This window comes from Advenella faeciporci, from assembly GCF_014652395.1.
Lineage (GTDB): Bacteria > Pseudomonadota > Gammaproteobacteria > Burkholderiales > Burkholderiaceae_B > Advenella > Advenella faeciporci.
Genome location: NZ_BMYS01000009.1, coordinates 1 through 20,777, shown reverse-complemented (window position 1 = coordinate 20,777; position 20,777 = coordinate 1). Strand labels below are relative to the sequence as shown.

Here is a 20,777-nt window from a genome sequence, read left to right as displayed (position 1 = left end):
GTAAATGCAAACGTCATTTAAAATAATGTTTTGCCGCATAATACATGGCAGCCGTGTACCCGTAAGCCCCCAGACCACAAATGACTGCGACAGCCTTGTCGGACAGGTAAGAGTGGTGACGGAATGCTTCGCGCTGGTGCACATTTGAAATATGCACTTCGATGAACGGAATATTGACTCCGGCCAAAGCATCGCGAATGGCAACACTGGTATGGGTATAGGCACCGGCATTGATAATAATGAAATCGATATTTCCCATGGCCTGCTGAATGCGATCAACAAGATCGCCTTCATGGTTGCTTTGGTAAAATTCACAGCAGACATCCAGGCCTGCAGCTGTTTCTGCAAGTTCACGGTTGATGTCACCCAGGGTGTGACTGCCATAAATTTCAGGCTCGCGTGTGCCTAGCAAATTAAGGTTTGGCCCGTTAATGATGAGCAAATTTCGAGTCATTTAGCATATTATACAAACAGATAAACTCGTATTTAACGTCAAATTCACGCTTTTGTCTATTAAATTATCATATTCTTGCATATTCAAAATCAGCTTGAGAGTGTTTTAAGTATTTGTTCAAGCTCATCTTTTTCAACCTGGCCAAGGATTTTATGGCTAAGTTTACCCCCTGTTTCAAAGATCAGGGTAAACGGTAAACCACCTGTTTTGTTACCCAGTTTTTTCATTAAACCGATGCTGCCCATACCCGCTACCAGCAAAGGATACGAAACGGTGACCTTTTCTTCGAATTTACGCATATTGCGTTCCGTGTCTGCGGCAAACCCCACAAAATTAACCTGGGGATAAGCCTGGTGCAAGGCTTCAAGGTCGGGCATTTCCTTGACACAGGGCGGACACCAGGTAGCCCAGAAATTAAGCACCAGCGGCTTATTGGTGTATTCCCGCACGGTATGTGCCTGCCCCGACATGTCGGGTACGGAAAGGTCAAACAGGTTGGCCAGGGCTTCTTCGGATACATCAGCAATATCAGAAGAGCTTCCAGCCTTCATTGCCAAGGCCCGGGCGCCCGGCAACAACAGCAGGAGCACACCTGCCATTTTGAGCATGTTTCTACGTTTCATGAAAATTCCGCTTTTAAAACAATGACTGTTTTTAACATAAATCGCCACCTGGCTCCATGAGCCAAATCACCTTTTAATCTTTTCAGCGTTTTTTCAGCAGGATTAACAGCAGAAAACACTTAAAATACCGGCAGGAGATTTTTATGCATATTCATATTCTAGGTATTTGCGGGACCTTCATGGGCGGTCTTGCCCTGATTGCCCGCTCGGCCGGACACAAGGTAACCGGCTGTGACGCGGGCGTTTACCCACCCATGAGCACCCAGTTGCAGGAACAGGGTATTGAGCTGATTGAAGGATTCGATGCCAGTCAAACCGGACTGAATCCCGATCTGTTTATTATCGGGAACGTGATTACCCGTGGCAACCCGTTGATGGAAGCCATTTTGGACCAGGGCAAGCCGTATATATCGGGCCCCCAGTGGCTGGGTGACCATGTCCTCCAGTCACAACATGTTCTTTCTGTGGCCGGCACTCATGGCAAAACAACCACCAGCTCCATGCTGGCCTGGATTCTTGAACACACGGGCCTGGAACCCAACTTCCTGATTGGCGGCATTGCCCACGACCTGCAGGTCTCCGCACGGTTCAACCCTGAAAACAGGTATTTTGTGATTGAAGCCGATGAATACGACACCGCGTTCTTCGACAAACGCTCAAAGTTCGTGCATTATCACTCTCGCACCGCGGTCCTGAACAATCTGGAATTTGATCACGCCGATATTTTCCCCGACCTGGCCGCCATTGAAACCCAATTCCATCACCTGGTACGTACGGTGCCAGGTTCGGGCTGCATTATTTATCCTGCCCAGGATGAAGCCCTGCAACGCGTACTGGCACGTGGATGCTGGTCGGGCACCGATACTTTTGGCCCAGGTGCCCAATGGCAATATGCCAATCATGATGCCGCCGGCACCCGTTTTGACATTCTTTATCAAAACCGGCCAGTCGCCCATATCAACTGGCAGCACAATGGCATTCATAATATGAACAATGCCCTGGCCGCAATTGCCGCTGCCCATCATATTGGCATTAGTGCAGAACAGTCTGCCCAGGCCCTGAACTGTTTTCAGGGTATTCGACGGCGCATGGAGTTGCGGGCAAGTGTCAATGATATTCATGTTTACGATGATTTTGCCCACCATCCCACCGCCATCGCAACCACCCTGGCGGGCCTGCGTAACCAGGTTGGCCGGCAACGCATCCTGGCCGTGCTTGAGCCCCGTTCCAACACCATGAAACTGGGCACCATGGCAGCACGCCTGCCGCAGGCACTGGAACAGGCCGACCTGGTATTCTGTTTTGGTACCCGGGAAGGCAAGCATGCCCTGGGCTGGGACCCGAAAACCGTTTTTGCCAACATGCAAGAACGGGCCAGCGCCCATGACGATCTTGACCGTTTGACCACAGCCGTCATGCAACAGGCACAAGAAGGCGACCATATTCTTATCATGAGCAATGGCGGATTTGGCGGGTTTCACGATAAACTGATTGCCGCCCTGAAGCAAAAATTCACTTGATTATTAAGCGGCCTTTATTATTTTTCATATGATTCTGTATTTACATGGTTTTCGGTCTTCGTCCTTGTCGGCCAAGTCACAGCTAATGCAACAGGCCATGGCCAGCCGGGGGTTAAGCCATGCTTTCGCCGGCCCCAACCTGCCCGTTTCGCCCAAACAGGCCATAGAACTGGCCCTGTCCACGGCTCACCAGCTATGCCATGGCCGGGACATTCACCAGCTTACCGTGATTGGTTCATCACTGGGCGGATACTATGCAACCTGGCTGGCCAATGAACTGGATTGCAAGGCGGTTCTTGTCAACCCGTGTATTTATGCCGCGCGTGATCTGTCTACCCAACTCGGCCCCATGACCTGCTTTCACAGCGATGAGCCGTTCGAACTGAAAGCGGAACACATCAAGGAACTGGCGGAACTGTTCGTACCGGACATCAGGCATCCGGAAAAAATGTTCCTGATGGCCCGCATGGCTGACGAAGTGCTGGACTGGCGGGAAATGCAACATCGCTATTCTGGCGCAAAACAATTAATTATTCCCGGTGGGGACCACGGTTTTTCAGATTTTGAAGAATATATTCCCCAAGTCCTGGATTTTGCCTTAAACAATTAGGAAAAAAACTCAATGTACGTGGTTTTTGAAGACAACGGTCAATTTAAAGCCGAAAAAATCCTGTCGGAAGCCGACACTTCCCTGCAGGTGGAATCGGCGTCCGGGAAAAGAAGCAAAATAAAACGCAACAACACGATTTTCTTTTTCGACACCCATAATCCGGTCACCCTGATGGAAGAGGCCGGAAAGCTGGCCGAGGACATTGATCTGGAATTTCTTTGGGAATGCGCGCCTCAACAGGAATTCCAGGTGGAAGAACTGGCACGGGACTACTTCGGCCATGAACCCGGCATCCTGGAAAAAACCGCCCTGCTGCTGCGCCTGCATGGCGCCCCGGTGTATTTTCACCGCAAAGGCAAGGGCCAATACCGACCCGCGCCACCCGACATCCTGAAAGCCGCGCTGGCTGCCCTTGAGAAAAAACAGAAACAGGCCGAACAACAAGCCGTCTGGATTGAGCAAATCAAGCAGGGCATTGTGCCGGAAGCCTTCAAGCCTGTCATTCATACCTTCCTGGCCAAACCCGACAAAAACACCTTTGAATGGAAAGCCTTCAACCAGGCCCTGGCCGAAACCGGGGAAACCATCGAGCAGCTTTTACTAAGACTCAAGGTTTATCCACATCCGCTGGCCATCCATCGCGAGAAGTTTCTGGGCCTGAATTTCCCCAAAGGCACCCAGTTCAGGGATATCACGCTGCCTGCCATCCCCGATCTGCCTCTGGCCGATGTTGAGCCCTATTCCGTCGACGATATGTTCACCACCGAGATTGATGATGCATTCTCGGTACACCAGGAAAGTGGCAGCGTGTATCGCATTGGCATTCATATTGCCGCCCCCGCCCTGATGGTTGAGCGCGATTCGGAACTGGACAAGCTGGCCCGTGACCGGATGTCCACTGTTTACATGCCCGGAGACAAGATCCCGATGCAGCCGGAATCCGTCATCAACACGTTCTCACTCATTGCAGGCAAACCCACGCCTGCCGTGTCCCTGTATGTCAGGGCCAATATCGATACCGGAGAAATACTGTCATCGGAAACCCGGCTTGAACAGGTTTGCGTACAGGAAAACCTGCGCACCAACCTGATCGACCACCTTATTACCGTCGAGTCCCTGGAAGATGAAAGCCGCCCCATGCCTTACCCATTCCTGTTCAGGCCACTCTGGAAATTGGGGCAGCACCTGAAATCGGCACGCGAAGTAATTCGTGGCAAACCCGAAAACAACTCCCGGGTTGAATACACCTTTGTGCTGGATGGTCCGGCTGACGACCCCAACTCAATCATCAACCTGGCACCCCGCCGCCGCGATGCACCGCTGGACCTGATTGTTGCCGAGTTCATGCTACTGGCCAATACCCAATGGGCCGGTTTCCTGAACGATAATGGCCTGCCCGGCATTTTCAGGTCACAGCAAGCCGGTCGCACACGCATGTCCACCCACCCGCTCCCCCATGAAACCATTGGTGTCCCTCATTATGCGTGGTGTACATCACCCTTAAGGCGTTATGTTGACCTGATCAACCAAAGCCAGATTATTGCCGCCGCACAACATGGCATCTCGGCCCGTCTGGTGGCTCCTTTCAAACCCAAAGACGCTGATCTGTTCGCCATTATCGGCGCTTTTGAATCGCAATATACCTTGTGGGGAGAATTCCAAAGCCGTCTTGAACGTTTCTGGTGCCTGCGCTGGTTTGAACAACAACAGCTTACCCGTGTTGAAGCCACGGTATTGCGCGACAACCTGGTTCGCTTCAACAATGCCCCCTTTGTGACCGAAATCAATGGCATGCCCGAACTGGAACGTGGCAGCATTGTGGAAATCGACTTAATGGGCAACAACCTGCTTGAGCTGACCCTGGATTGCCAGTACGTCAAACAGCTTGAGCCGGAAGAACCCGCCATCACTGCGACAGAGGCCAACCCGTCATGAACACTCCCTTGCATTTTGCCGTCATGGGCAATCCCATCCAGCACAGTTACTCACCCCTGCTTCATTCGCTGTTTGCCAGGCAGGCGGGCCTGGACATCAACTATGAAAAAGTGCTGGTTCCGCCTGAGGACTTTGAATCTGCGGTCCAAACCTTCTTTGAGCAAGGCGGCAAAGGCCTGAACATTACCATTCCCTTCAAGCTCAGAGCCTATGAACTGGCCAAGGCCAACCTGTCCCTGCGCGCCCAATCAGCCGGTTCGGTCAATACACTCTGGATGGAAGACGGCCTGCTGCACGGTTGCAATACCGATGGCATTGGCATGGTCAATGATATCCGGCGCCAGGGCATCGCACTTGAAGATAAAAAAATTCTGCTGCTGGGTGCCGGTGGTGCAGCCCGGGGCGTTATTTTGCCGCTGCTTGAAACCGGCTGCCGCCAATTGCAGGTGATTAACCGTACCGCCACCAAAGCCACGGAGCTGGTTGAGCAATGCCTGGCCAGCCTGCCTCAATACGCAAACGAATTGTCGGCAGGTGGTTTTGAGCACATCCAGGGCCAGTGGGACATTGTCATCAACGCCACGTCCAGCAGCTTGCAAGACAATACGTTGCCGCTGCCGGTTGGCCTGTTCACCCATAACAGTCTGGCCTACGACATGGTTTATACGCCTGAAAACGACACCCCCTTCCTGCAACAGGCCCGCAAGGATGGCGCCAGGCTTGCTTCGGATGGCCTGGGAATGCTGGTTTACCAGGGTGCGGAAAGTTTCTTTATCTGGAATCGGGTTCGTGTCAATCCCATTCCCGTTCTGGCAACCCTGCGTCAACAACTGATTGCCGGCTAATGGCTGCGCCGCCCCTGCTACAAGCCCTGCTGGCCAATTTACGTCAGTATCCGCAAAAAATCCGGCAACAATCCGTTGCCAGAACACTTTTGCAGCTGGGAAGCACCCTTGTGGGCCTTGCTCTTCTTTATCAAGTCTGGCTGTTCATGTGGGTGTGCTGGTATAGCATCTTCAACCCATGGGGCAGCGCCATAATGAGCCAGCAGAAATCAATCCTTTCCCAAAGAAATCCGCCCGTCGCCATTCGTTATGAGTGGGTCAGTTACGACCGGATTAGCGACAACCTGAAAAAAGCCGTGATTGCCTCTGAAGATGCCAACTTCGTGTCACATGGCGGCATCGAATGGGACGCCATTGAGCAGGCCTGGCGCTACAATACGGCGCAAAGCGAAAAAGGCAGGACTAAAATACGGGGCGGCTCCACCATTTCCCAGCAACTGGCCAAAAACCTGTTCCTGTCCAATGACCGCAGCTATCTCAGAAAAGGCCAGGAACTGATTATTACCTTTATGCTTGAAACGGTCATGTCCAAAGAGCGTATCCTGGAACTGTATTTGAACCTGGCAGAATGGGGCACCGGTATTTTTGGCGCGCAGGCGGCCAGCCAGCACTATTACAAAACCAATGCCGGCAAGCTAAGCCAAAAGCAGGCTGCCCAGCTGGCCGTGTTATTACCCAACCCCAGGGTTTACGGTGCCAACATTGGCAGCCGCTACGTGCAATCACGCACGCGGACCATCCAGGCAAGGATGAAATCCGCACAAATCCCCGAAACGCCATAAACCGCCGATTGTCAGAAATTAACGTTTTTACGTATTCAGGATGGGTTTGTCATCCATTTAAAAGTTACAATCCAAGGCAGTTGCTTACGATACGAACCATCAGAATCACAGCAAAGTCTTTATAATTTGTAAATATTTTATTTTTGCCGCTTACATGCAAACTGCCCGTCGTTATCTTGCCAGTGAAATTTACCGAGCCACCACCGCTGTTCTGCTGGTGCTGCTGGGTTTGTTTACTTTTTTTTCCCTCATCGACGAGCTGGATAAGGTTAACGACAATTTTTCCCTGTTGTCCCTTTTATACCTGGAAGCCCTGCAAATACCAACCCGGCTTTATGACTTGCTGCCTATCGGGCTGCTGATAGGGGCCACCATGGCCCTGGCCAACCTGGCGCAACGCAATGAACTGGTTATTTTGCGGGTATCCGGCGTCAGCAGCGCCAAGCTGTTGTTCATGCTTTGGGTTATTTGCATCCCCATCATGGGTGGCGCACTCGTGTTATCCGAGTTTTTTGCGCCTGCGGCCGAAGTCAAGACCAGCGAACTCAGCCTGAAATTCCTGGGCAAGGCCAATGGTGGCCGCATGAGCAGCGGCTATTGGTTTCGCGAACCCGACCCGCAAGGCAACGCCCGGGTCATCAATATTGGCGCCATGTCGGACAACGGCAACGTCCAGGACATCCGCATTATTACCTATGACAAAACCAACGGGCAATTCCTGCATTTTTCCCACGCCCAAAACGGTTTTTTCCAGGATAATATCCTGACCCTGAACGATGTGGCGCAAACCCAAAGCACCGTCAACATTGAAGAGGCTCTGGCCAACCCCAACGACCCGGTCAATGCGGTCGCAAAAATCGTATCGATCCCCTCTTTGACCCTGGAAACCACCCTGACGCCCGACCGTCTTCTGGCGGGTGAATTACAGCCGGAGAAAATGTCCGTGGTTTCCCTGCTTGATTACATCACCTACCTGGATGAAAACAATTTGCAAACCAACCGGCAATTCGTGGCCTTGTGGCGTAAAGGAAGCTATCCCTTTACCTTACTGGTCATGATGACCATTGCCGCCCCCATCAGCTTTATTCAAACCCGTAGCGGTGGGGTTGGCGCAAAAGTGTTCATGGGCATTTTGCTGGGCGTTGGTTTTTTCATGTTCAACCAGCTGTCCCTTAATCTGGGCATGTTAAACAACCTGCCCGCCTGGCTCACCGCTTTGGCACCCAATATCCTTGGCCTGGCCGTTGCCTTGATGGCGTTATACTTTATGGAAGCCAAGCGAACCACAAAAAACCATACAACAAAGACTGAAAAGAAAAAATCAAAATAACAAGGTTACTTTATGAATAAAAACATTTGGGCTGTCGGCGACTTGCAAGGCTGCTGCAAAGCCCTTGATGCGCTGCTGGAACAACCTGAAATAAAAGACGATCCCGACTGTGAGTTATGGTTTGCCGGAGACCTGACCAACCGTGGCCCTGAATCCTTGCGCACGCTAAGACGGCTGATTGAACTGGGTGACAGGGCTGTTTGCATCCTGGGTAACCATGACCTGCATTTGCTGGCTGTTTATGCCGGCATCCGGCGGCAAAACAAATCAGATACCATTGATGACATCCTGAATGCCAAGGATGCCAGGGACCTGATCAACTGGCTCAGGCACCGTCCGCTGGCCCATTACGACCACGAGCACCTGATGGTGCATGCGGGCGTTATGGCAAAATGGGATCTGGCCACCACCTTGCGTCTGGCCAATGAGGCGGCAGAGTCCCTGCGTTCCCGGGATTGGAAAAAAAACCTGCAAAACATGTACGGCAATGAACCCTCTCAATGGAAAGAATCCCTTGAGGGCCCAAAACGCCTGCGGGTGATTATCAACGCCCTTACCCGCATCCGTTTATGCACCGGCAAAGGCCATATGGATTTCGCTTCCAAGGAAGCGCCTGGCAGTGACAAGGGACTCATCCCCTGGTTTGAGGTGCCCGGTCGTAAAACCATCGATGACACCATTATTTTTGGCCATTGGTCCACGCTGGGATTACTGCTGCGCGAACACCTGATTGCGCTTGATACCGGCTACGTCTGGGGAGGCAAGTTATCAGCCATCCGTCTTAACGACAGAAAGCTGATACAGATTGCCGCGGCTTGATCAGGCCAGTTCTTTTTTCAGTTCGTGAATAATAGCCGTACGAATTTCACCGGCAATTTCAGTCCGGGTAGCCTCTACCGGTTCGCCAGGCTGGTTAAGCGGCTCAAGAAAACGAACATAAACCAGAATGCCCCGTGAGCTCAGCAAGTGCCAGATATTGTTCACCAGGGTCTGCTCGCCCACAAAAGCCATCGCACCACTTCGCCTGCCATGCTGCGTGAAGACAAGCGCCACCGGCTGAATGGGCACCATCGCCCTGAGCGGCGGTTCAAACAGGCTGGTATGCAAAGAACGCATATCCATGCCATCGGTGGTTGTCCCTTCGGGAAACAGGCCAACACAGGAGCCATGCCTGAAAAGCTCAAGGATTGACTTGCTGACCCGGGAAATGGCATGACGCTGGCCCCGTTCGATAAAAATCGTACCCACCGAGGCAACCAGCCACCCAATCACCGGCCATTTCCTGATTTCACTTTTCGCAATAAAAGAAGTCGTGCGACAACTGTTCAGGATAAAAATATCAATCCAGGACACATGATTGGCCACCCACATCACCGCGCCTTTCAGGATCGGCTGTCCTTCAACAACAATGCGCACGCCACAGACTTTCATCAAATGGCGTGACCAGCAGCGGGTGATCGTGTCACGCGTAGGCTCTTTAAGCAATGGATACAGCAGGAAGGTCGTTACCAGGCCAAACGCCAGCATAAGAATCATGACAAAGACCCTTATGCTGAAAAGCATTATTCGCAGAATCAAGCCGACTCCCACACAACCCGTCCACCCACCAGTGTCATTTTGACCTTGGCGGGCAGTTCATAACCAAAAAATGGAGTATGGCAGCTTTGACTGTAAATGGATTCACGATTAACAACCCATGCTGCATCAAGGTCCACCAGCGCCAGATCGGCAGGCACACCAATATCCAGATGACCGCAGGGTGGCAGGGCGGGCGCACCGGACAACAGTATAGAAGCCGGTTGCGTAGTGATTTTGGCTAATGCGTCCAGCACTGGGGTTTTGGTTTCCAGGGCCCATTTATAAACCAGCGAGAACAACAGTTCCACACCGGTCGCCCCCTGCTCCGCCTCGGAAAATGGCAGCAGCTTGCCATCATCATCAACAGGCGTGTGATCGGAGCAGATGGCGTCAATCGTGCCGTCTGCCAGACCCTGACGGATCGCATCACGGTCACGCTGTGAGCGCAAGGGCGGATCCAGACGATAATTGCTGTCAAAGAAACCAATATCCTGGTCGATAAGATGAATCTGGTTGATGGAAACATCACAGCTGACCGGCAAGCCTTCTGCCTTGGCCTTGCGCACCAGGTCCAACCCGGCTGCACTTGAAACCCGGCACAGATGCAAACGCACGCCCGTGCTTTTTTGCAACTCAAACAGGACATGCAAGGCAATGGTTTCAGCCTGGACGGGAACTCCCGCCAGGCCCGTGCGGGAGGCAAACGCCCCACTGGCCGCCACGCCCCCTTTGGACAAGGCCGCATCAAAGGGATGTAACCACAAGGTATAGTCGAAGGTTTTGGCATACAGCATGGTGCGGTACAACACGCCATAATCTATTAACGGACGCACCGCCTGGGAAAAAGCCACACAGCCGGCCTCGGTCAGCTCGGCCATTTCAGTGATGATTTCACCCTTCAGGCCCAGCGTCATGGCACCCAATGGATACAGATTGGCCTGATTTAGCTGTTTGGCGCGGTGTTTCAACATTTCCACCAGACCGGGCTCATCAAGCACCGGATCGGTATCAGGAGGAATGACCAGGCTGGTCACCCCACCGGCCAGCGAAGCATGCATCTCGGACTCAAGGGTTGCGCGGTGCTCGAAACCGGGTTCACGCAACCGGACAGACAAATCGATAAGGCCGGGCACGACCGCCAGTCCTTGCGCATCAATAACGCGTTTGGCCTCGAAAGAAGGATCTACCTTGCCAATTCCCACCACGCGTCCGGAGGCAATTGAAATATCACATATCTGGTCAATGCCATTTTTGGGATCAAGCAAACGACCGTTTTTAATCAAGATTTTCACTGACTAGCTCCTGCCACAATACTCATAACAGCCATCCGGACTGCAATACCAAAATTCACCTGGTTCAGAATGACCGCCTGATCGCCATCGGCAACAGCGGAATCAATTTCAACCCCCCTGTTCATGGGACCCGGGTGCATGACGATGGCATCTGGTTTGGCATAGGCCAGCTTTTCCCGTGTTAAGCCATAATGCTTGAAATACTCTTGCGAAGAAGGCAATAACGCCCCTTTCATGCGTTCGTTTTGCAGGCGCAACATGATGATGACATCCACGTCTTTCAGGCCCTGTTCCATATTCGTAAAGACACGAACGCCCATTTGCTCAAGCCCACCCGGCAACAGGGTAAGCGGGGCAATCGCACGGATTTCTGCCGCACCCAGTGTGGTAAGCGCATGAATGTCAGAACGGGCCACACGCGAATGCAGAATGTCGCCTACAATGGCAACCGTCAAGTTGGAGAAGTCTTTCTTGAAATGACGGATCGTGTACATATCAAGCAGACCCTGGGTTGGGTGTGCATGGCGTCCATCGCCAGCGTTAACCACATGAATATGCGGCTCGACATGTTGGGCAATAAGATAAGGCGCACCGCTGGCTTCGTGCCTGACCACAAAAATATCGGCCTGCATGGCCGTTAAATTACTGATGGTATCTAGCAGGGACTCGCCTTTGGATGTTGAGGAAGCATTGATATTCAGGTTGAATACATCTGCCGACAAACGCTTTGCCGCAATCTCAAACGTGGTTCTGGTACGTGTAGAGTTTTCAAAGAAAAGATTGAAAACGCTTTTGCCACGCAGCAGCGGCACTTTCTTGACTTCCCGCTCCGCCAGGGGAACAAAGGTTTGTGCAGTATCCAGGATGTGAGTAAGGATATCTTTGGGCAATCCTTCCGTACTCAGTAAATGCGTTAACTCTCCGTGTCGATTAAGCTGGGGATTATGCACCGACGTTTTCCTTTTTTAAATCAATATCAAATAATCTTTGTTCATTTTGTGAAAGTACAAAACTGGTTCCTTTCTCAAGGGGAATCACCCCTCCGCATACATTGGGTGAAACCGGCAATTCACGGCCACCACGGTCAATTAGCACGGCCAGGGAAATGGAAGCGGGACGCCCGTAATCAAAAAGCTCGTTGATGGCAGCCCTTGTGGTGCGACCGGTATACAAAATATCGTCCACCATGATGATATGCTTGCCATTGACCTCGAAGGGAATGGAGCTGGGCAGGACCTGCGAATGCAAGCCGATTTTATGAAAATCGTCCCGATACAGGCTGGTGTTGATCACGCCAGAAGGGTTTTGCAGCTTGAGGTCTTTTTGCAACCTTTCCACCAACCAGGCACCCCCCGAGTAAATGCCAACCAGGTGCACTGAATCAGGATCAAGTTTCCCGAGAAGCTCTTCAATGCCCGCTTTCATGTGCGCATACAAGTCTTCCGCTCTAGGTAGGGTTAACTCCATTGTTTTTTCCTGTAATTGTCAAAATCATGTTTTGTCATTTTACGCCAGCTTATCCAGATAACGTTGCAAAATGATGGATGCGGCCACCGCATCGTCATCATTATTGTTGCCCAGGTACGACTGGGCCTCCAGGCTGGAACCCCGCTCATCCACCAGCTCAACCCTGACGGCGAAACGCCCGTTAAGCTGGTTGGCAAAACGCCTGCTTTGCAATGAGGCGGGTTGTTCCTGGCCCTCGAGCGTAAGGGGCAGGCCGACTATGACACAATCGGGTTGCCACTCGCCCAGTAGTTGAGCGATTTGTTCGAAACGGGCCTGTTTGGTGGCCGGCTTCAGGATACACAGCGGACGGGCACTTTTGGTCAGACTGTTGCCAATGGCAACGCCAATTTTTTTCAGGCCGAAATCAAAGGCCAGAAAAGTCTGTTCAGGCATGCCCGGATTCACCTGACAGGGCAGAAGGCTCGATGCCCAGCAACGCCAGGGCGGCCACATAACGTTCGGCAGGTGCCTTGTCAAAAATCACCGACATCTCGGCATCAACATTCAGCCAGGCATTATCGGCAATTTCCTGTTCCAGTTGCCCGGCATTCCAACCCGAATAACCCAGCGATATAAACACTTTTTCAGGGCCGGTACCCTTGGCAACATCCTCAAGGACATCACGAGACGTGGTTAAAGCCATGTCGCCCAAAACAACGCTTGAGCGATAATTGCGCACCGGACTGTGCAACACGAACCCCCGGTCGGTCTGGAGCGGACCGCCATAAAAAACAATCCCTTTGGGTTGCTCTTCCGGAATCTCAAGCTCCAGCCGCTCGAGCAGGGTTTTCACGGACAAATCAGTGGGCCGGTTTAACAGCAGGCCCAATGCGCCCTGTTCTGAATGCTCGCAAACATAAACCACTCCGCCTTCAAAAAGATCGGAGTTTTGTGAAGGCATGGCCATCAGGAACTGATTGGCCATACTCATGAAGCCGGGCTCTGTGGACGCTGACTTTTCTTCCATGATTGACTCCCTGAATTTTTATGTTTTTACTATTGATCAGATTTCCATCATCTCAAAATCTTCCTTGCGGGCACCACATTCAGGACAGACCCAATTTGGCGGCACATCTTCCCATTTGGTGCCTGGTGCAATACCCTCTTCGGGCAAGCCGGCTTCTTCGTCATAAACCCAACCGCAAATCAAACACATCCAAGTGCGCATAGAAATACTTTCCAACAATAAATATAAATGAAACCTTAATTTTAGTTTGAAATCATTCCCGATATTTGATTTATCGAAAATGGCTACAATCCAATAATCCCAATAGTACAGAAACAAAGCCAGATTGTGTCCAATTCCTTACCCGCAACCGTATTATTTTTCAATGTTTTCGACCCTAGCGGACGGTTCGGCCTGCCCGCCGGAGCGATTACGGCCAACCGCCTGAAATGCCACCCGCTGGCCTCAATAACCGCCCTGGCCGTACAAGACACTGCCGCCACCGAGTCCATCCATCCGGTTGATCCCGAAATATTGAACAACCAGGCCCGCTGCCTGCTCGAAGATTGTGCCATCCAGGCCATCAAGGCCAATGGTTTCTGCTCAACCGAAACCGTCAGCATCATTGCACAAATCTCTGCCGATTACGACACCGCGCCTTTGGTGGTTGATCTGGGCAAAACCTTTTTCAACACCCTTCACAGCCCTGACCCTGAAGACGTGGAAGACATCATCCAGGCAGTCAAGGACCTGTTGCTGCCCCTGGCTCACATCGTGGTACTTGACCATACCTTTATCAATCAATGGACAGGTGATGACAACAGCAGCACGGAAGTGCTCATCCAGACCATCCTTGACCAAGGCGCCGGCCATTGCCTGTTGCTGGGTCAACCGCTTGAAGACAGAAAAAAAGCCAATATTCTGTATAGCTTCGAGAGCACGCAGCTGGTTGCGGCTTCTTTGCCCGATCACCACCCCGAAGCCGGGGACATTGTCAGTACGGCCCTTTGCTGTTACCTGGCCAAAGGCATGCCCGTTTTGCAGGCCTCTGAAAAAGCAATACAATACACCCAATCAATACTTGAACACTGCTACCCCTTAGGCATGGGCAAACCCATGCCCAACCAATTTGACCATGACTGAAAAACTGCGTTTCCCCCGGGGGCTGTATGGCATTACCCCCGCCTGGGACGACATTGAAAAACTCTACCAAGCCATTGAACAGGCCTGTGAAGGCGGCATGAATGTACTGCAATGGCGCCGCAAAAACACGCCGTTTGAAACGGCCCTTGAACAGGCCGCCAAGGTTGCCGGAATCTGCAAACAGCACGGCACGCTATTTTTCATTAATGACGACTGGAAGCTGGCCCTGGCCATTGACGCAGACGGCGTTCATCTTGGCCGTGAAGACGCAGATCCCGTGTATGTCCGGCAACAGGCGGCCAGCCACCACCGGCAGGCACCGCTGCTGATTGGCGTGTCCTGCTACAATGAGCTGGACAAGGCCCGGCAGGCCATTGCACAAGACCTGGACTACATTGCCTTTGGCGCGCTGTTTCCCTCACAGGTCAAACCCGATGCCGAAAAAGCATCCCTTGATCTTTTTTCCGCTGCCAGGCCGTTGGTGCAGAACCGCTCACCACGCCCCGCCCTGGTGGGTATTGGCGGCATAGACATCCATAATGCCCAAAGCGTCATCCGGGCCGGTGCAGACAGCATCTCTGTCATTTCCGGACTGTTTGAACAAGCCGATATCCGCAGTACGGCCAAGGCCCTTTCCAACCTTTTTGAAAACTGAATCTCATGTCACGTAACGAAGAACTCTTTGCCCGCGCCGCACAATCCATTCCTGGCGGCGTCAACTCTCCCGTCCGTGCGTTCCGCTCGGTAGGCGGCACACCCCGCTTTATCAGCAAGGCACGTGATGCCCATATCTGGGATGCCGACGGCAAACAATACATTGATTACCTGGGCTCATGGGGTCCCGCCATTGTGGGCCATGCCCACCCGGAAGTCGTCAAGGCCGTGCAAGACGCAGCGGTTAACGGCCTTTCTTTTGGCGCGCCCACCGAAGGTGAAACCCTGTTGGCCGAAGCCATCATCAAACGCCTGCCATCTATTGAACAGGTCCGCCTGGTGAGCTCGGGCACCGAAGCCACCATGAGCGCCATTCGTCTGGCACGTGGCGCCACCGGTCGCGCCAAAATCATCAAATTTGAAGGCTGCTACCATGGGCATGCCGACAGCCTGCTGGTCAAGGCCGGCTCGGGCCTGCTCACCTTTGGCAACCCCACTTCGGCCGGCGTGCCGCCCGAGTTCGTGAAGCACACCATCGTGCTTGACTACAACGACCTTGACGCCGTGAGTGAAGCCTTCAAACAGCATGGCGATGACATTGCCTGCATTATCGTTGAGCCCATTGCCGGCAACATGAACCTGATCAAGCCGGCCCCCGGCTTCCTGGAAGGCCTGCGTGAATTGTGCACACAATACGGTGCCCTGCTGATTTTTGATGAGGTGATGACCGGTTTTCGTGCCGGCCCGCAAGGCGTGCAAGGCTTAAGCGGCGTCACCCCCGACCTGACCACCCTGGCCAAAGTCATTGGCGGTGGCATGCCGGTAGGCGCCTTTGGTGGCCGTGCCGATGTCATGAAACACATTGCGCCATTGGGCGCGGTTTACCAGGCTGGCACGCTTTCCGGCAACCCGGTATCCGTTGCTGCCGGCCTGGCGACTCTGGACATCCTGGGCCGCCCCGGTTTTTATGAAAACCTGGCAGCGCAAACCAAAAAACTGGTTGATGGCTTAAGCGAGCGCGCCAAGGCTGCCGGCGTCACGTTCTGCGCCGACTCGGTAGGCGGCATGTTCGGCCTGTATTTCCGCGAAAGCATTCCCACCAGCTTTGCTGAAGTGTCCGATTCTAATATTGATGCCTTCAAGGTGTTTTTCCATGCCATGCTGAACCAGGGTGTTCATTTGGCACCGTCTGCTTTTGAGGCGGGCTTTGTATCGGCCAAACACGATGACGCCATTATTGCCCAAACGCTGGATGCGGCTGAAAAGGCTTTTGCGGCTATTTGATTGATGGTTGAATAGTAATAAACTTCTGTCCGGGGGCCTCAACCTGCTCCTGGACTGATACCACATAGATACAGATTGTCACATTAAAAACAAGGAAATTAAAGTATCGGAGCTTGCCGGGAACGAAGGCTAATTCGTTTTTTATATATGGAGGAAGAATCTCATCATCGTATATAAAAAAATCCGTCTCATTCGATTGCTCTCCAATAGAATTTTCGATAACGCCTTTTGCTATTTTATATTTTTGAGGGATAACCTCTTTGATTATCGAGGAGAGCTCGATTTCATTTAGTCCGCCTTTAACCCCGTTGTGTACAATATCTCTATTGACTTCAAAATCATTTCTTAGGGAGCTAATTTTTGCATTAAATTTTTCTGAAATGATGCTCATGCTTAAGAACCCTATTGGCGCTTTAGTGGTCAATTAATGAGGCTAACGCCTTGCTCACCGGAAAATTGCGAGCGCAGCGAGTAATTTTTCCGCGTGCAGCAAATTGTTATGCATTTGATAGCTCGACTTTATCGATGTGCAATAATCTGTTTTTAAAATCGGGAGCACCTAATTTGATATTCCAACGATGCTCCATAAATCTGAGAAGTTCCAAGCCTCGCTCTAAGATTTTATTCGGAGTCCACTCTTGATTTTGCGCAACCTCATTCTCGGAAACTGAGCCGTTGTAATAACCAACACCCGCGCCGTTATTGACCTTGTTAGGAAAACTGTCATTTTGCAATGCCGAATTTTTGGAGCGGGATAGAGGTAACAAGTTACCTAATGAGTGGGTTAAATAGCGCTGCTCCTGCTTATTTAGGTAACCAAAGCGATCAGTCCAATAAACATCGTCAGGTGTTTGCGGAAAGATATGCTCTAAAGTCACATGGTCTTTTTTACTGGTTTTTAGTACATCCCAAGAAAGTTTGCTGGTCGCCTGCTTACCTTTCTCTCTAAGCCATTGTTCATGCTCATACAGGAAGTATCTAATACCATCCCAATGATAGAATCCATCCCTATCCAATTCATACTTTTCTTCAATGTGGGCCAGAAATTTCTCAGGATCGTAATAGCGATCAATCCAAGCGTTTATAGTGTCCACCACCTCTTTAATCGATTTAGCCCCAGTCAAGAGCTCTCGTGACATACTAAAGAATTCAGTATCACCTGTATTCGCACGGCGTTGGCTAAGGTTAAACAGTGTGAAGTTATAGCGTTCGGCTGCTGCCAGTAACTGACTAATCATTTCAGGATTTTGTTTGGAGACAAATGCAGACAAGATCAAGGGCTTGAAAGACCGGAAGCTTAACCGTTCTAAACGGTCTAGCCAGAGCTTCTGTGAATCGGTCAGATGATTAGCCTGCGCATAATAGGGATTATGCATACAGAACCAATAGACAATAGACTGCTGAAGACTTTTCACATAGTCGGAGATTTCTTCAATTTTCAACTCATCTTCTGATTTTTTAGGGTGAGTAATATTACGGGCATTAAATTTCTCATCCAACAGAAATTTAATGTAGTCATCCCCCTTCTGGCGGGTGTATTTGAAATACATTGTCCAGTGATTGCGAAGGAAGAGGTTATCACTCAGTGGAACTTCAGGGTTCTTACCCAAGTATTCATACATAGTTTTCCATGCATCGTTAATATTAACCCTTAATTGCTCTCGCCCATCATTGTCCTTAAATAAGGTAGAAAGGTAGATCAACCTGTTCTTGAGCAGCTCCAAACTAGTAAGAGGCTTGCCCCGATTATTCATTGTTTCGAAGGTAACAAAGACGTCAATCTCTTCGTCAATTTCGTACAGGTTGAATTTCAGCCTCTGCGTTAACTTCTTATAAATTACGGCGATCTCATCAAGCGACATTCCAGCTAAACGCTCCATAAAATAGCGTTTGGCAAAGTTGAGATTACGCGTATAGAGCGTTTCGACAAATTGATTTGAACCGGAGTGTTCACCAAATATCTTGGTTTTCATGTATTCATCACTTGGGTTATCTTTCTCATATCCAAAGATGAAACTCTGCTGCAATTTATTGTCCGCCTCAAAAAATATGAACTGCTTACGAATAGAGGTGATAGATTGATAATTCAACTCTGCACCTTCCTCGACTGATTCAAGGATTGCCTGCAAAAGGATCATTGAGGTGGTTAAGCGCTGCTGGCCATCCACCACATAAAATGGGCGAAAACCAACACCTTCGATTAACCAGAGATCTTTTTCCCAGCGCTGATACAAACTGGATTTTACCGGCTCAAGTGTGATTACACCGGTATAGTGAATTCGATCAGATTCGAGCTGGAGAATATCTTCCCAAAAATCCTCAACCTGGTGTTCCTTCCACGCATAACCGCGTTGATAATCGGGTATGCGCAGTAAACGGCGTTCAAAAATATCGCTTAGACTATTCAATTTCATACTCAAACTTCCATATTAGGCACGATGCACATTATCTAACCCAAAGAACTCATAACACTTTAATTTATTTAGCATTAAATTAAAACTCTACCGGTAAACAAGCATCTCTAGGCGTAAAAAACAGGCACTTTTTTAAATCCCAGCTAGAATAGGCTGTATAGGCAGACAGTTGCAAGACAAGGAGCGTTTTATGTCTAACAGTCCATTTTTAAATTCTATACGCACGGATATGCGGCAAAAAGGTTATGCGCTGAAAACTGAAAAAACTTACCTGCACTGGATTAAGCGTTTTATTCTGTTTCACAAAAAACGTCATCCTCAGACCATGGGCAGTGAAGAGGTCAGGCTGTTTTTATCCAGCTTAGCAAACAGCAGACATGTAGCCATAAACACGCAGAAAATCGCTTTAAATGCCCTAGCTTTTTTGTACAACAGGTTTTTACAACAGCCGTTGGGCGATATTGATTATATCCCTGCAAGCAAGCCTAGACGGCTACCCTCTGTTATCTCTGCAAATGAAGTGCAACGCATTTTGCAGGTTATGGATACTCGCAACCAAGTTATTTTTGCGCTGCTGTATGGTGCAGGTTTGCGCATTAATGAATGCTTGCGTTTGCGGGTTAAAGATTTTGATTTTGATAATGGCTGCATCACTGTGCATGACGGTAAGGGTGGGAAAAGCAGAAACAGCCTACTGCCCACGCGCCTAATCCCAGCAATAAAACAACTCATTGAGCAAGCGCGGCTTATTCAGCAAGACGACAACTTACAAGGCGTAGGGCCATCGCTGCCTTTTGCTTTAGATCGCAAATACCCTTCTGCTTATCGACAAGCGGCGTGGATGTTTGTCTTTCCCTCCAGCACGCTCTGCAACCACCCGTATAACGGCAAATTATGCCGCCATCATCTGCATGACTCCGTTGCGCGAAAGGCATTGAAGGCAGCCGTACAAAAAGCAGGCATCGTTAGCAAGCGTGTCACTTGTCATACATTTCGTCACTCGTTTGCTACGCATCTATTACAAGCGGGGCGTGATATTCGCACTGTGCAAGAACTCTTAGGGCATACCGATGTTAAGACCACGCAAATCTATACGCATGTGTTGGGTCAGCATTTTGCCGGCACCACCAGTCCTGCGGATGGACTGATGCTACTTATCAATCAGTAAAAGTAGATAAATATCTTTATGTAGCCCTGAGTAGCCCTGAGTAGCCCCTGATACTTTTTATGGTGAAAAAGATAAACAATCATAGAGGGGATAAATATGAGCCAGTTCTACCATTGTTCAGATAAGTTTAAGCAAGATACTGTTAATCACAGTGACCATTCATGGTCATTACACTTCCTCCAGCTGCCAGACAATGCCTAACATAAAAACGCAAAAGCCCAAAAGTCAGAGCTTAGGTGTTCTAGGCGTTTTCTAAGCGCTGAAGAAATACGTCTTACCGTAGATTGCGTGCGTTTCTGAAGCACATTTTCCTCATACATGGCTTTATCCCAGGCAGCTTCATCAAGCTCTTGGAGTAACAAGCCAGTAATAATGCGACACTTTCGGGTTTGTAGCGAGCCGCTGGTGAGATCGGAGTTATAACGGAAAGGGGTCATTTGTAATTATTTGTGGGTGGAGGATAGTTAACTTATTATTGTAGTTGGAAGAGGCTGCTTTCCAAACATTAGCACATCGTAATGCTTGTTACTGTATATTAATTTATGCTCTTAGCGCATGTTAATGGTAACTGTCCGGTAAAGTCATCTTTTCAAGTCGCTAATAAAATATGAACATACTTGTCCACTATCGCAAATGGACACGTATGGACTATCTAGAAGAAATCAGCCCGGAACCAACCCCGTTACCCCG

The 20,777-nt window shown here is 50.4% G+C and carries 23 protein-coding genes; 11 read left to right on the top strand and 12 right to left on the bottom strand.

Features of this window, described 5'->3' with window-relative positions; all coding sequences use genetic code 11:
* Window positions 1–13: 13 nt before the first annotated feature.
* Entirely contained in the window at window positions 14–454 is a 441-nt protein-coding gene (gene aroQ, locus IE074_RS07655) for a type II 3-dehydroquinate dehydratase (RefSeq protein ID WP_189384884.1), read from the bottom strand.
* Between the two features lie 89 nt (window positions 455–543).
* Entirely contained in the window at window positions 544–1,077 is a 534-nt protein-coding gene (locus tag IE074_RS07650) for a TlpA family protein disulfide reductase (RefSeq protein WP_229793940.1), read from the bottom strand.
* Between the two features lie 143 nt (window positions 1,078–1,220).
* Here IE074_RS07650 and mpl point away from each other — a divergent pair, with 143 nt between their 5' ends.
* From mpl to IE074_RS07615, 7 genes are all read left to right on the top strand, one after another.
* On the top strand, window positions 1,221–2,597 hold the full coding sequence (gene mpl / locus IE074_RS07645; RefSeq protein ID WP_189384883.1) for a UDP-N-acetylmuramate:L-alanyl-gamma-D-glutamyl-meso-diaminopimelate ligase: 1,377 nt from the start codon (window positions 1,221–1,223) through the stop codon (window positions 2,595–2,597).
* A gap of 28 nt (window positions 2,598–2,625) precedes the next feature.
* On the top strand, window positions 2,626–3,207 hold the full coding sequence (locus IE074_RS07640) for a YqiA/YcfP family alpha/beta fold hydrolase (protein ID WP_189384882.1): 582 nt from the start codon (window positions 2,626–2,628) through the stop codon (window positions 3,205–3,207).
* 12 nt (window positions 3,208–3,219) lie between these two features.
* On the top strand, window positions 3,220–5,142 hold the full coding sequence (locus IE074_RS07635) for a ribonuclease catalytic domain-containing protein (protein WP_189384881.1): 1,923 nt from the start codon (window positions 3,220–3,222) through the stop codon (window positions 5,140–5,142).
* The gene (gene aroE / locus IE074_RS07630) at window positions 5,139–5,987 is read left to right on the top strand and encodes a shikimate dehydrogenase (RefSeq protein ID WP_189384880.1); all 849 of its coding nucleotides are present in this window, start codon (window positions 5,139–5,141) and stop codon (window positions 5,985–5,987) included. The genes IE074_RS07635 and aroE overlap by 4 nt, the downstream gene beginning before the upstream one ends.
* The gene (gene mtgA, locus IE074_RS07625; RefSeq protein ID WP_189384879.1) at window positions 5,987–6,769 is read left to right on the top strand and encodes a monofunctional biosynthetic peptidoglycan transglycosylase; all 783 of its coding nucleotides are present in this window, start codon (window positions 5,987–5,989) and stop codon (window positions 6,767–6,769) included. The genes aroE and mtgA overlap by 1 nt, the downstream gene beginning before the upstream one ends.
* A 154-nt stretch (window positions 6,770–6,923) precedes the next feature.
* Window positions 6,924–8,099, top strand: a complete 1,176-nt coding sequence (gene lptG, locus IE074_RS07620; protein WP_189384878.1) for an LPS export ABC transporter permease LptG — start codon at window positions 6,924–6,926, stop codon at window positions 8,097–8,099.
* A gap of 12 nt (window positions 8,100–8,111) precedes the next feature.
* Window positions 8,112–8,918, top strand: a complete 807-nt coding sequence (locus IE074_RS07615; protein ID WP_189384877.1) for a symmetrical bis(5'-nucleosyl)-tetraphosphatase — start codon at window positions 8,112–8,114, stop codon at window positions 8,916–8,918.
* Here the strand turns inward: IE074_RS07615 and IE074_RS07610 are convergent, their stop codons facing one another.
* Genes IE074_RS07610 through IE074_RS07580 form a run of 7 tightly spaced genes read right to left on the bottom strand, consistent with a single transcriptional unit; the run spans window position 8,919 to window position 13,646 of the window.
* A complete protein-coding gene (locus tag IE074_RS07610; protein WP_189384955.1) occupies window positions 8,919–9,671 on the bottom strand; it encodes a lysophospholipid acyltransferase family protein in 753 nt (250 codons plus the stop codon).
* Between the two features lie 2 nt (window positions 9,672–9,673).
* Window positions 9,674–10,969 carry a dihydroorotase gene (locus IE074_RS07605; RefSeq protein WP_189384876.1) on the bottom strand — a complete coding sequence of 432 codons (1,296 nt, stop codon included), beginning with the start codon at window positions 10,967–10,969 and terminating at the stop codon, window positions 9,674–9,676.
* Complete coding sequence (locus IE074_RS07600) at window positions 10,966–11,919, bottom strand: aspartate carbamoyltransferase catalytic subunit (RefSeq protein WP_189384875.1); 954 nt, start codon at window positions 11,917–11,919, stop codon at window positions 10,966–10,968. Before IE074_RS07600 ends, IE074_RS07605 begins: the two co-directional genes overlap by 4 nt.
* Window positions 11,912–12,436, bottom strand: a complete 525-nt coding sequence (pyrR, locus tag IE074_RS07595) for a bifunctional pyr operon transcriptional regulator/uracil phosphoribosyltransferase PyrR (RefSeq protein ID WP_189384874.1) — start codon at window positions 12,434–12,436, stop codon at window positions 11,912–11,914. The genes IE074_RS07600 and pyrR overlap by 8 nt, the downstream gene beginning before the upstream one ends.
* A gap of 39 nt (window positions 12,437–12,475) precedes the next feature.
* Window positions 12,476–12,871, bottom strand: a complete 396-nt coding sequence (gene ruvX, locus IE074_RS07590; protein WP_189384873.1) for a Holliday junction resolvase RuvX — start codon at window positions 12,869–12,871, stop codon at window positions 12,476–12,478.
* Complete coding sequence (locus IE074_RS07585) at window positions 12,864–13,445, bottom strand: YqgE/AlgH family protein (RefSeq protein WP_189384872.1); 582 nt, start codon at window positions 13,443–13,445, stop codon at window positions 12,864–12,866. The genes ruvX and IE074_RS07585 overlap by 8 nt, the downstream gene beginning before the upstream one ends.
* A gap of 36 nt (window positions 13,446–13,481) precedes the next feature.
* Window positions 13,482–13,646, bottom strand: coding sequence for a rubredoxin (locus IE074_RS07580; RefSeq protein ID WP_169293587.1), 165 nt, complete (start codon window positions 13,644–13,646; stop codon window positions 13,482–13,484).
* A 126-nt stretch (window positions 13,647–13,772) separates the two neighbouring features.
* Between IE074_RS07580 and thiD the strand changes: the two genes are divergently transcribed.
* The 3 genes from thiD to hemL are packed head-to-tail and all read left to right on the top strand — an operon-like array spanning window position 13,773 to window position 16,505.
* Window positions 13,773–14,567, top strand: coding sequence for a bifunctional hydroxymethylpyrimidine kinase/phosphomethylpyrimidine kinase (gene thiD / locus IE074_RS07575; RefSeq protein WP_189384871.1), 795 nt, complete (start codon window positions 13,773–13,775; stop codon window positions 14,565–14,567).
* Window positions 14,560–15,222 carry a thiamine phosphate synthase gene (gene thiE / locus IE074_RS07570; protein ID WP_189384870.1) on the top strand — a complete coding sequence of 221 codons (663 nt, stop codon included), beginning with the start codon at window positions 14,560–14,562 and terminating at the stop codon, window positions 15,220–15,222. The genes thiD and thiE overlap by 8 nt, the downstream gene beginning before the upstream one ends.
* Before the next feature lie 5 nt (window positions 15,223–15,227).
* Window positions 15,228–16,505 (top strand): glutamate-1-semialdehyde 2,1-aminomutase, encoded by a 1,278-nt coding sequence (gene hemL, locus IE074_RS07565; RefSeq protein WP_189384869.1) that lies wholly within the window; start codon window positions 15,228–15,230, stop codon window positions 16,503–16,505.
* On the opposite strand, the gene IE074_RS07560 is transcribed toward hemL, so the two are convergent.
* A complete protein-coding gene (locus IE074_RS07560) occupies window positions 16,498–16,896 on the bottom strand; it encodes a DUF6602 domain-containing protein (RefSeq protein ID WP_229793939.1) in 399 nt (132 codons plus the stop codon). The two genes, hemL and IE074_RS07560, sit on opposite strands and share 8 nt — an antisense overlap.
* 106 nt (window positions 16,897–17,002) lie before the next feature.
* Window positions 17,003–18,919 (bottom strand): DUF262 domain-containing protein, encoded by a 1,917-nt coding sequence (locus IE074_RS07555; protein ID WP_189384868.1) that lies wholly within the window; start codon window positions 18,917–18,919, stop codon window positions 17,003–17,005.
* A 190-nt stretch (window positions 18,920–19,109) separates the two neighbouring features.
* Between IE074_RS07555 and intI2 the strand changes: the two genes are divergently transcribed.
* Window positions 19,110–20,087, top strand: a complete 978-nt coding sequence (gene intI2 / locus IE074_RS07550) for a class 2 integron integrase IntI2 (RefSeq protein ID WP_063962748.1) — start codon at window positions 19,110–19,112, stop codon at window positions 20,085–20,087.
* Between the two features lie 197 nt (window positions 20,088–20,284).
* Here the strand turns inward: intI2 and IE074_RS07545 are convergent, their stop codons facing one another.
* On the bottom strand, window positions 20,285–20,524 hold the full coding sequence (locus tag IE074_RS07545) for a BrxA family protein (RefSeq protein WP_023994229.1): 240 nt from the start codon (window positions 20,522–20,524) through the stop codon (window positions 20,285–20,287).
* Window positions 20,525–20,777: the final 253 nt, after the last annotated feature.

Excerpts from the sequence above, each read along its gene's own strand:
- IE074_RS07615 (WP_189384877.1), top strand. The coding sequence starts at position 8,112 with ATGAATAAAAACATTTGGGCTGTCGGCGACTTGCAAGGCTGCTGCAAA.
- ruvX (WP_189384873.1), bottom strand. The coding sequence starts at position 12,871 with ATGCCTGAACAGACTTTTCTGGCCTTTGATTTCGGCCTGAAAAAAATT.
- IE074_RS07545 (WP_023994229.1), bottom strand. The coding sequence starts at position 20,524 with ATGACCCCTTTCCGTTATAACTCCGATCTCACCAGCGGCTCGCTACAA.
- intI2 (WP_063962748.1), top strand. The coding sequence starts at position 19,110 with ATGTCTAACAGTCCATTTTTAAATTCTATACGCACGGATATGCGGCAA.
- lptG (WP_189384878.1), top strand. The coding sequence starts at position 6,924 with ATGCAAACTGCCCGTCGTTATCTTGCCAGTGAAATTTACCGAGCCACC.
- pyrR (WP_189384874.1), bottom strand. The coding sequence starts at position 12,436 with ATGGAGTTAACCCTACCTAGAGCGGAAGACTTGTATGCGCACATGAAA.
- mpl (WP_189384883.1), top strand. The coding sequence starts at position 1,221 with ATGCATATTCATATTCTAGGTATTTGCGGGACCTTCATGGGCGGTCTT.
- aroQ (WP_189384884.1), bottom strand. The coding sequence starts at position 454 with ATGACTCGAAATTTGCTCATCATTAACGGGCCAAACCTTAATTTGCTA.
- aroE (WP_189384880.1), top strand. The coding sequence starts at position 5,139 with ATGAACACTCCCTTGCATTTTGCCGTCATGGGCAATCCCATCCAGCAC.
- IE074_RS07585 (WP_189384872.1), bottom strand. The coding sequence starts at position 13,445 with ATGGAAGAAAAGTCAGCGTCCACAGAGCCCGGCTTCATGAGTATGGCC.
- mtgA (WP_189384879.1), top strand. The coding sequence starts at position 5,987 with ATGGCTGCGCCGCCCCTGCTACAAGCCCTGCTGGCCAATTTACGTCAG.
- IE074_RS07555 (WP_189384868.1), bottom strand. The coding sequence starts at position 18,919 with ATGAAATTGAATAGTCTAAGCGATATTTTTGAACGCCGTTTACTGCGC.
- IE074_RS07640 (WP_189384882.1), top strand. The coding sequence starts at position 2,626 with ATGATTCTGTATTTACATGGTTTTCGGTCTTCGTCCTTGTCGGCCAAG.
- hemL (WP_189384869.1), top strand. The coding sequence starts at position 15,228 with ATGTCACGTAACGAAGAACTCTTTGCCCGCGCCGCACAATCCATTCCT.
- IE074_RS07650 (WP_229793940.1), bottom strand. The coding sequence starts at position 1,077 with ATGAAACGTAGAAACATGCTCAAAATGGCAGGTGTGCTCCTGCTGTTG.
- thiE (WP_189384870.1), top strand. The coding sequence starts at position 14,560 with ATGACTGAAAAACTGCGTTTCCCCCGGGGGCTGTATGGCATTACCCCC.
- IE074_RS07580 (WP_169293587.1), bottom strand. The coding sequence starts at position 13,646 with ATGCGCACTTGGATGTGTTTGATTTGCGGTTGGGTTTATGACGAAGAA.
- IE074_RS07560 (WP_229793939.1), bottom strand. The coding sequence starts at position 16,896 with ATGAGCATCATTTCAGAAAAATTTAATGCAAAAATTAGCTCCCTAAGA.
- IE074_RS07635 (WP_189384881.1), top strand. The coding sequence starts at position 3,220 with ATGTACGTGGTTTTTGAAGACAACGGTCAATTTAAAGCCGAAAAAATC.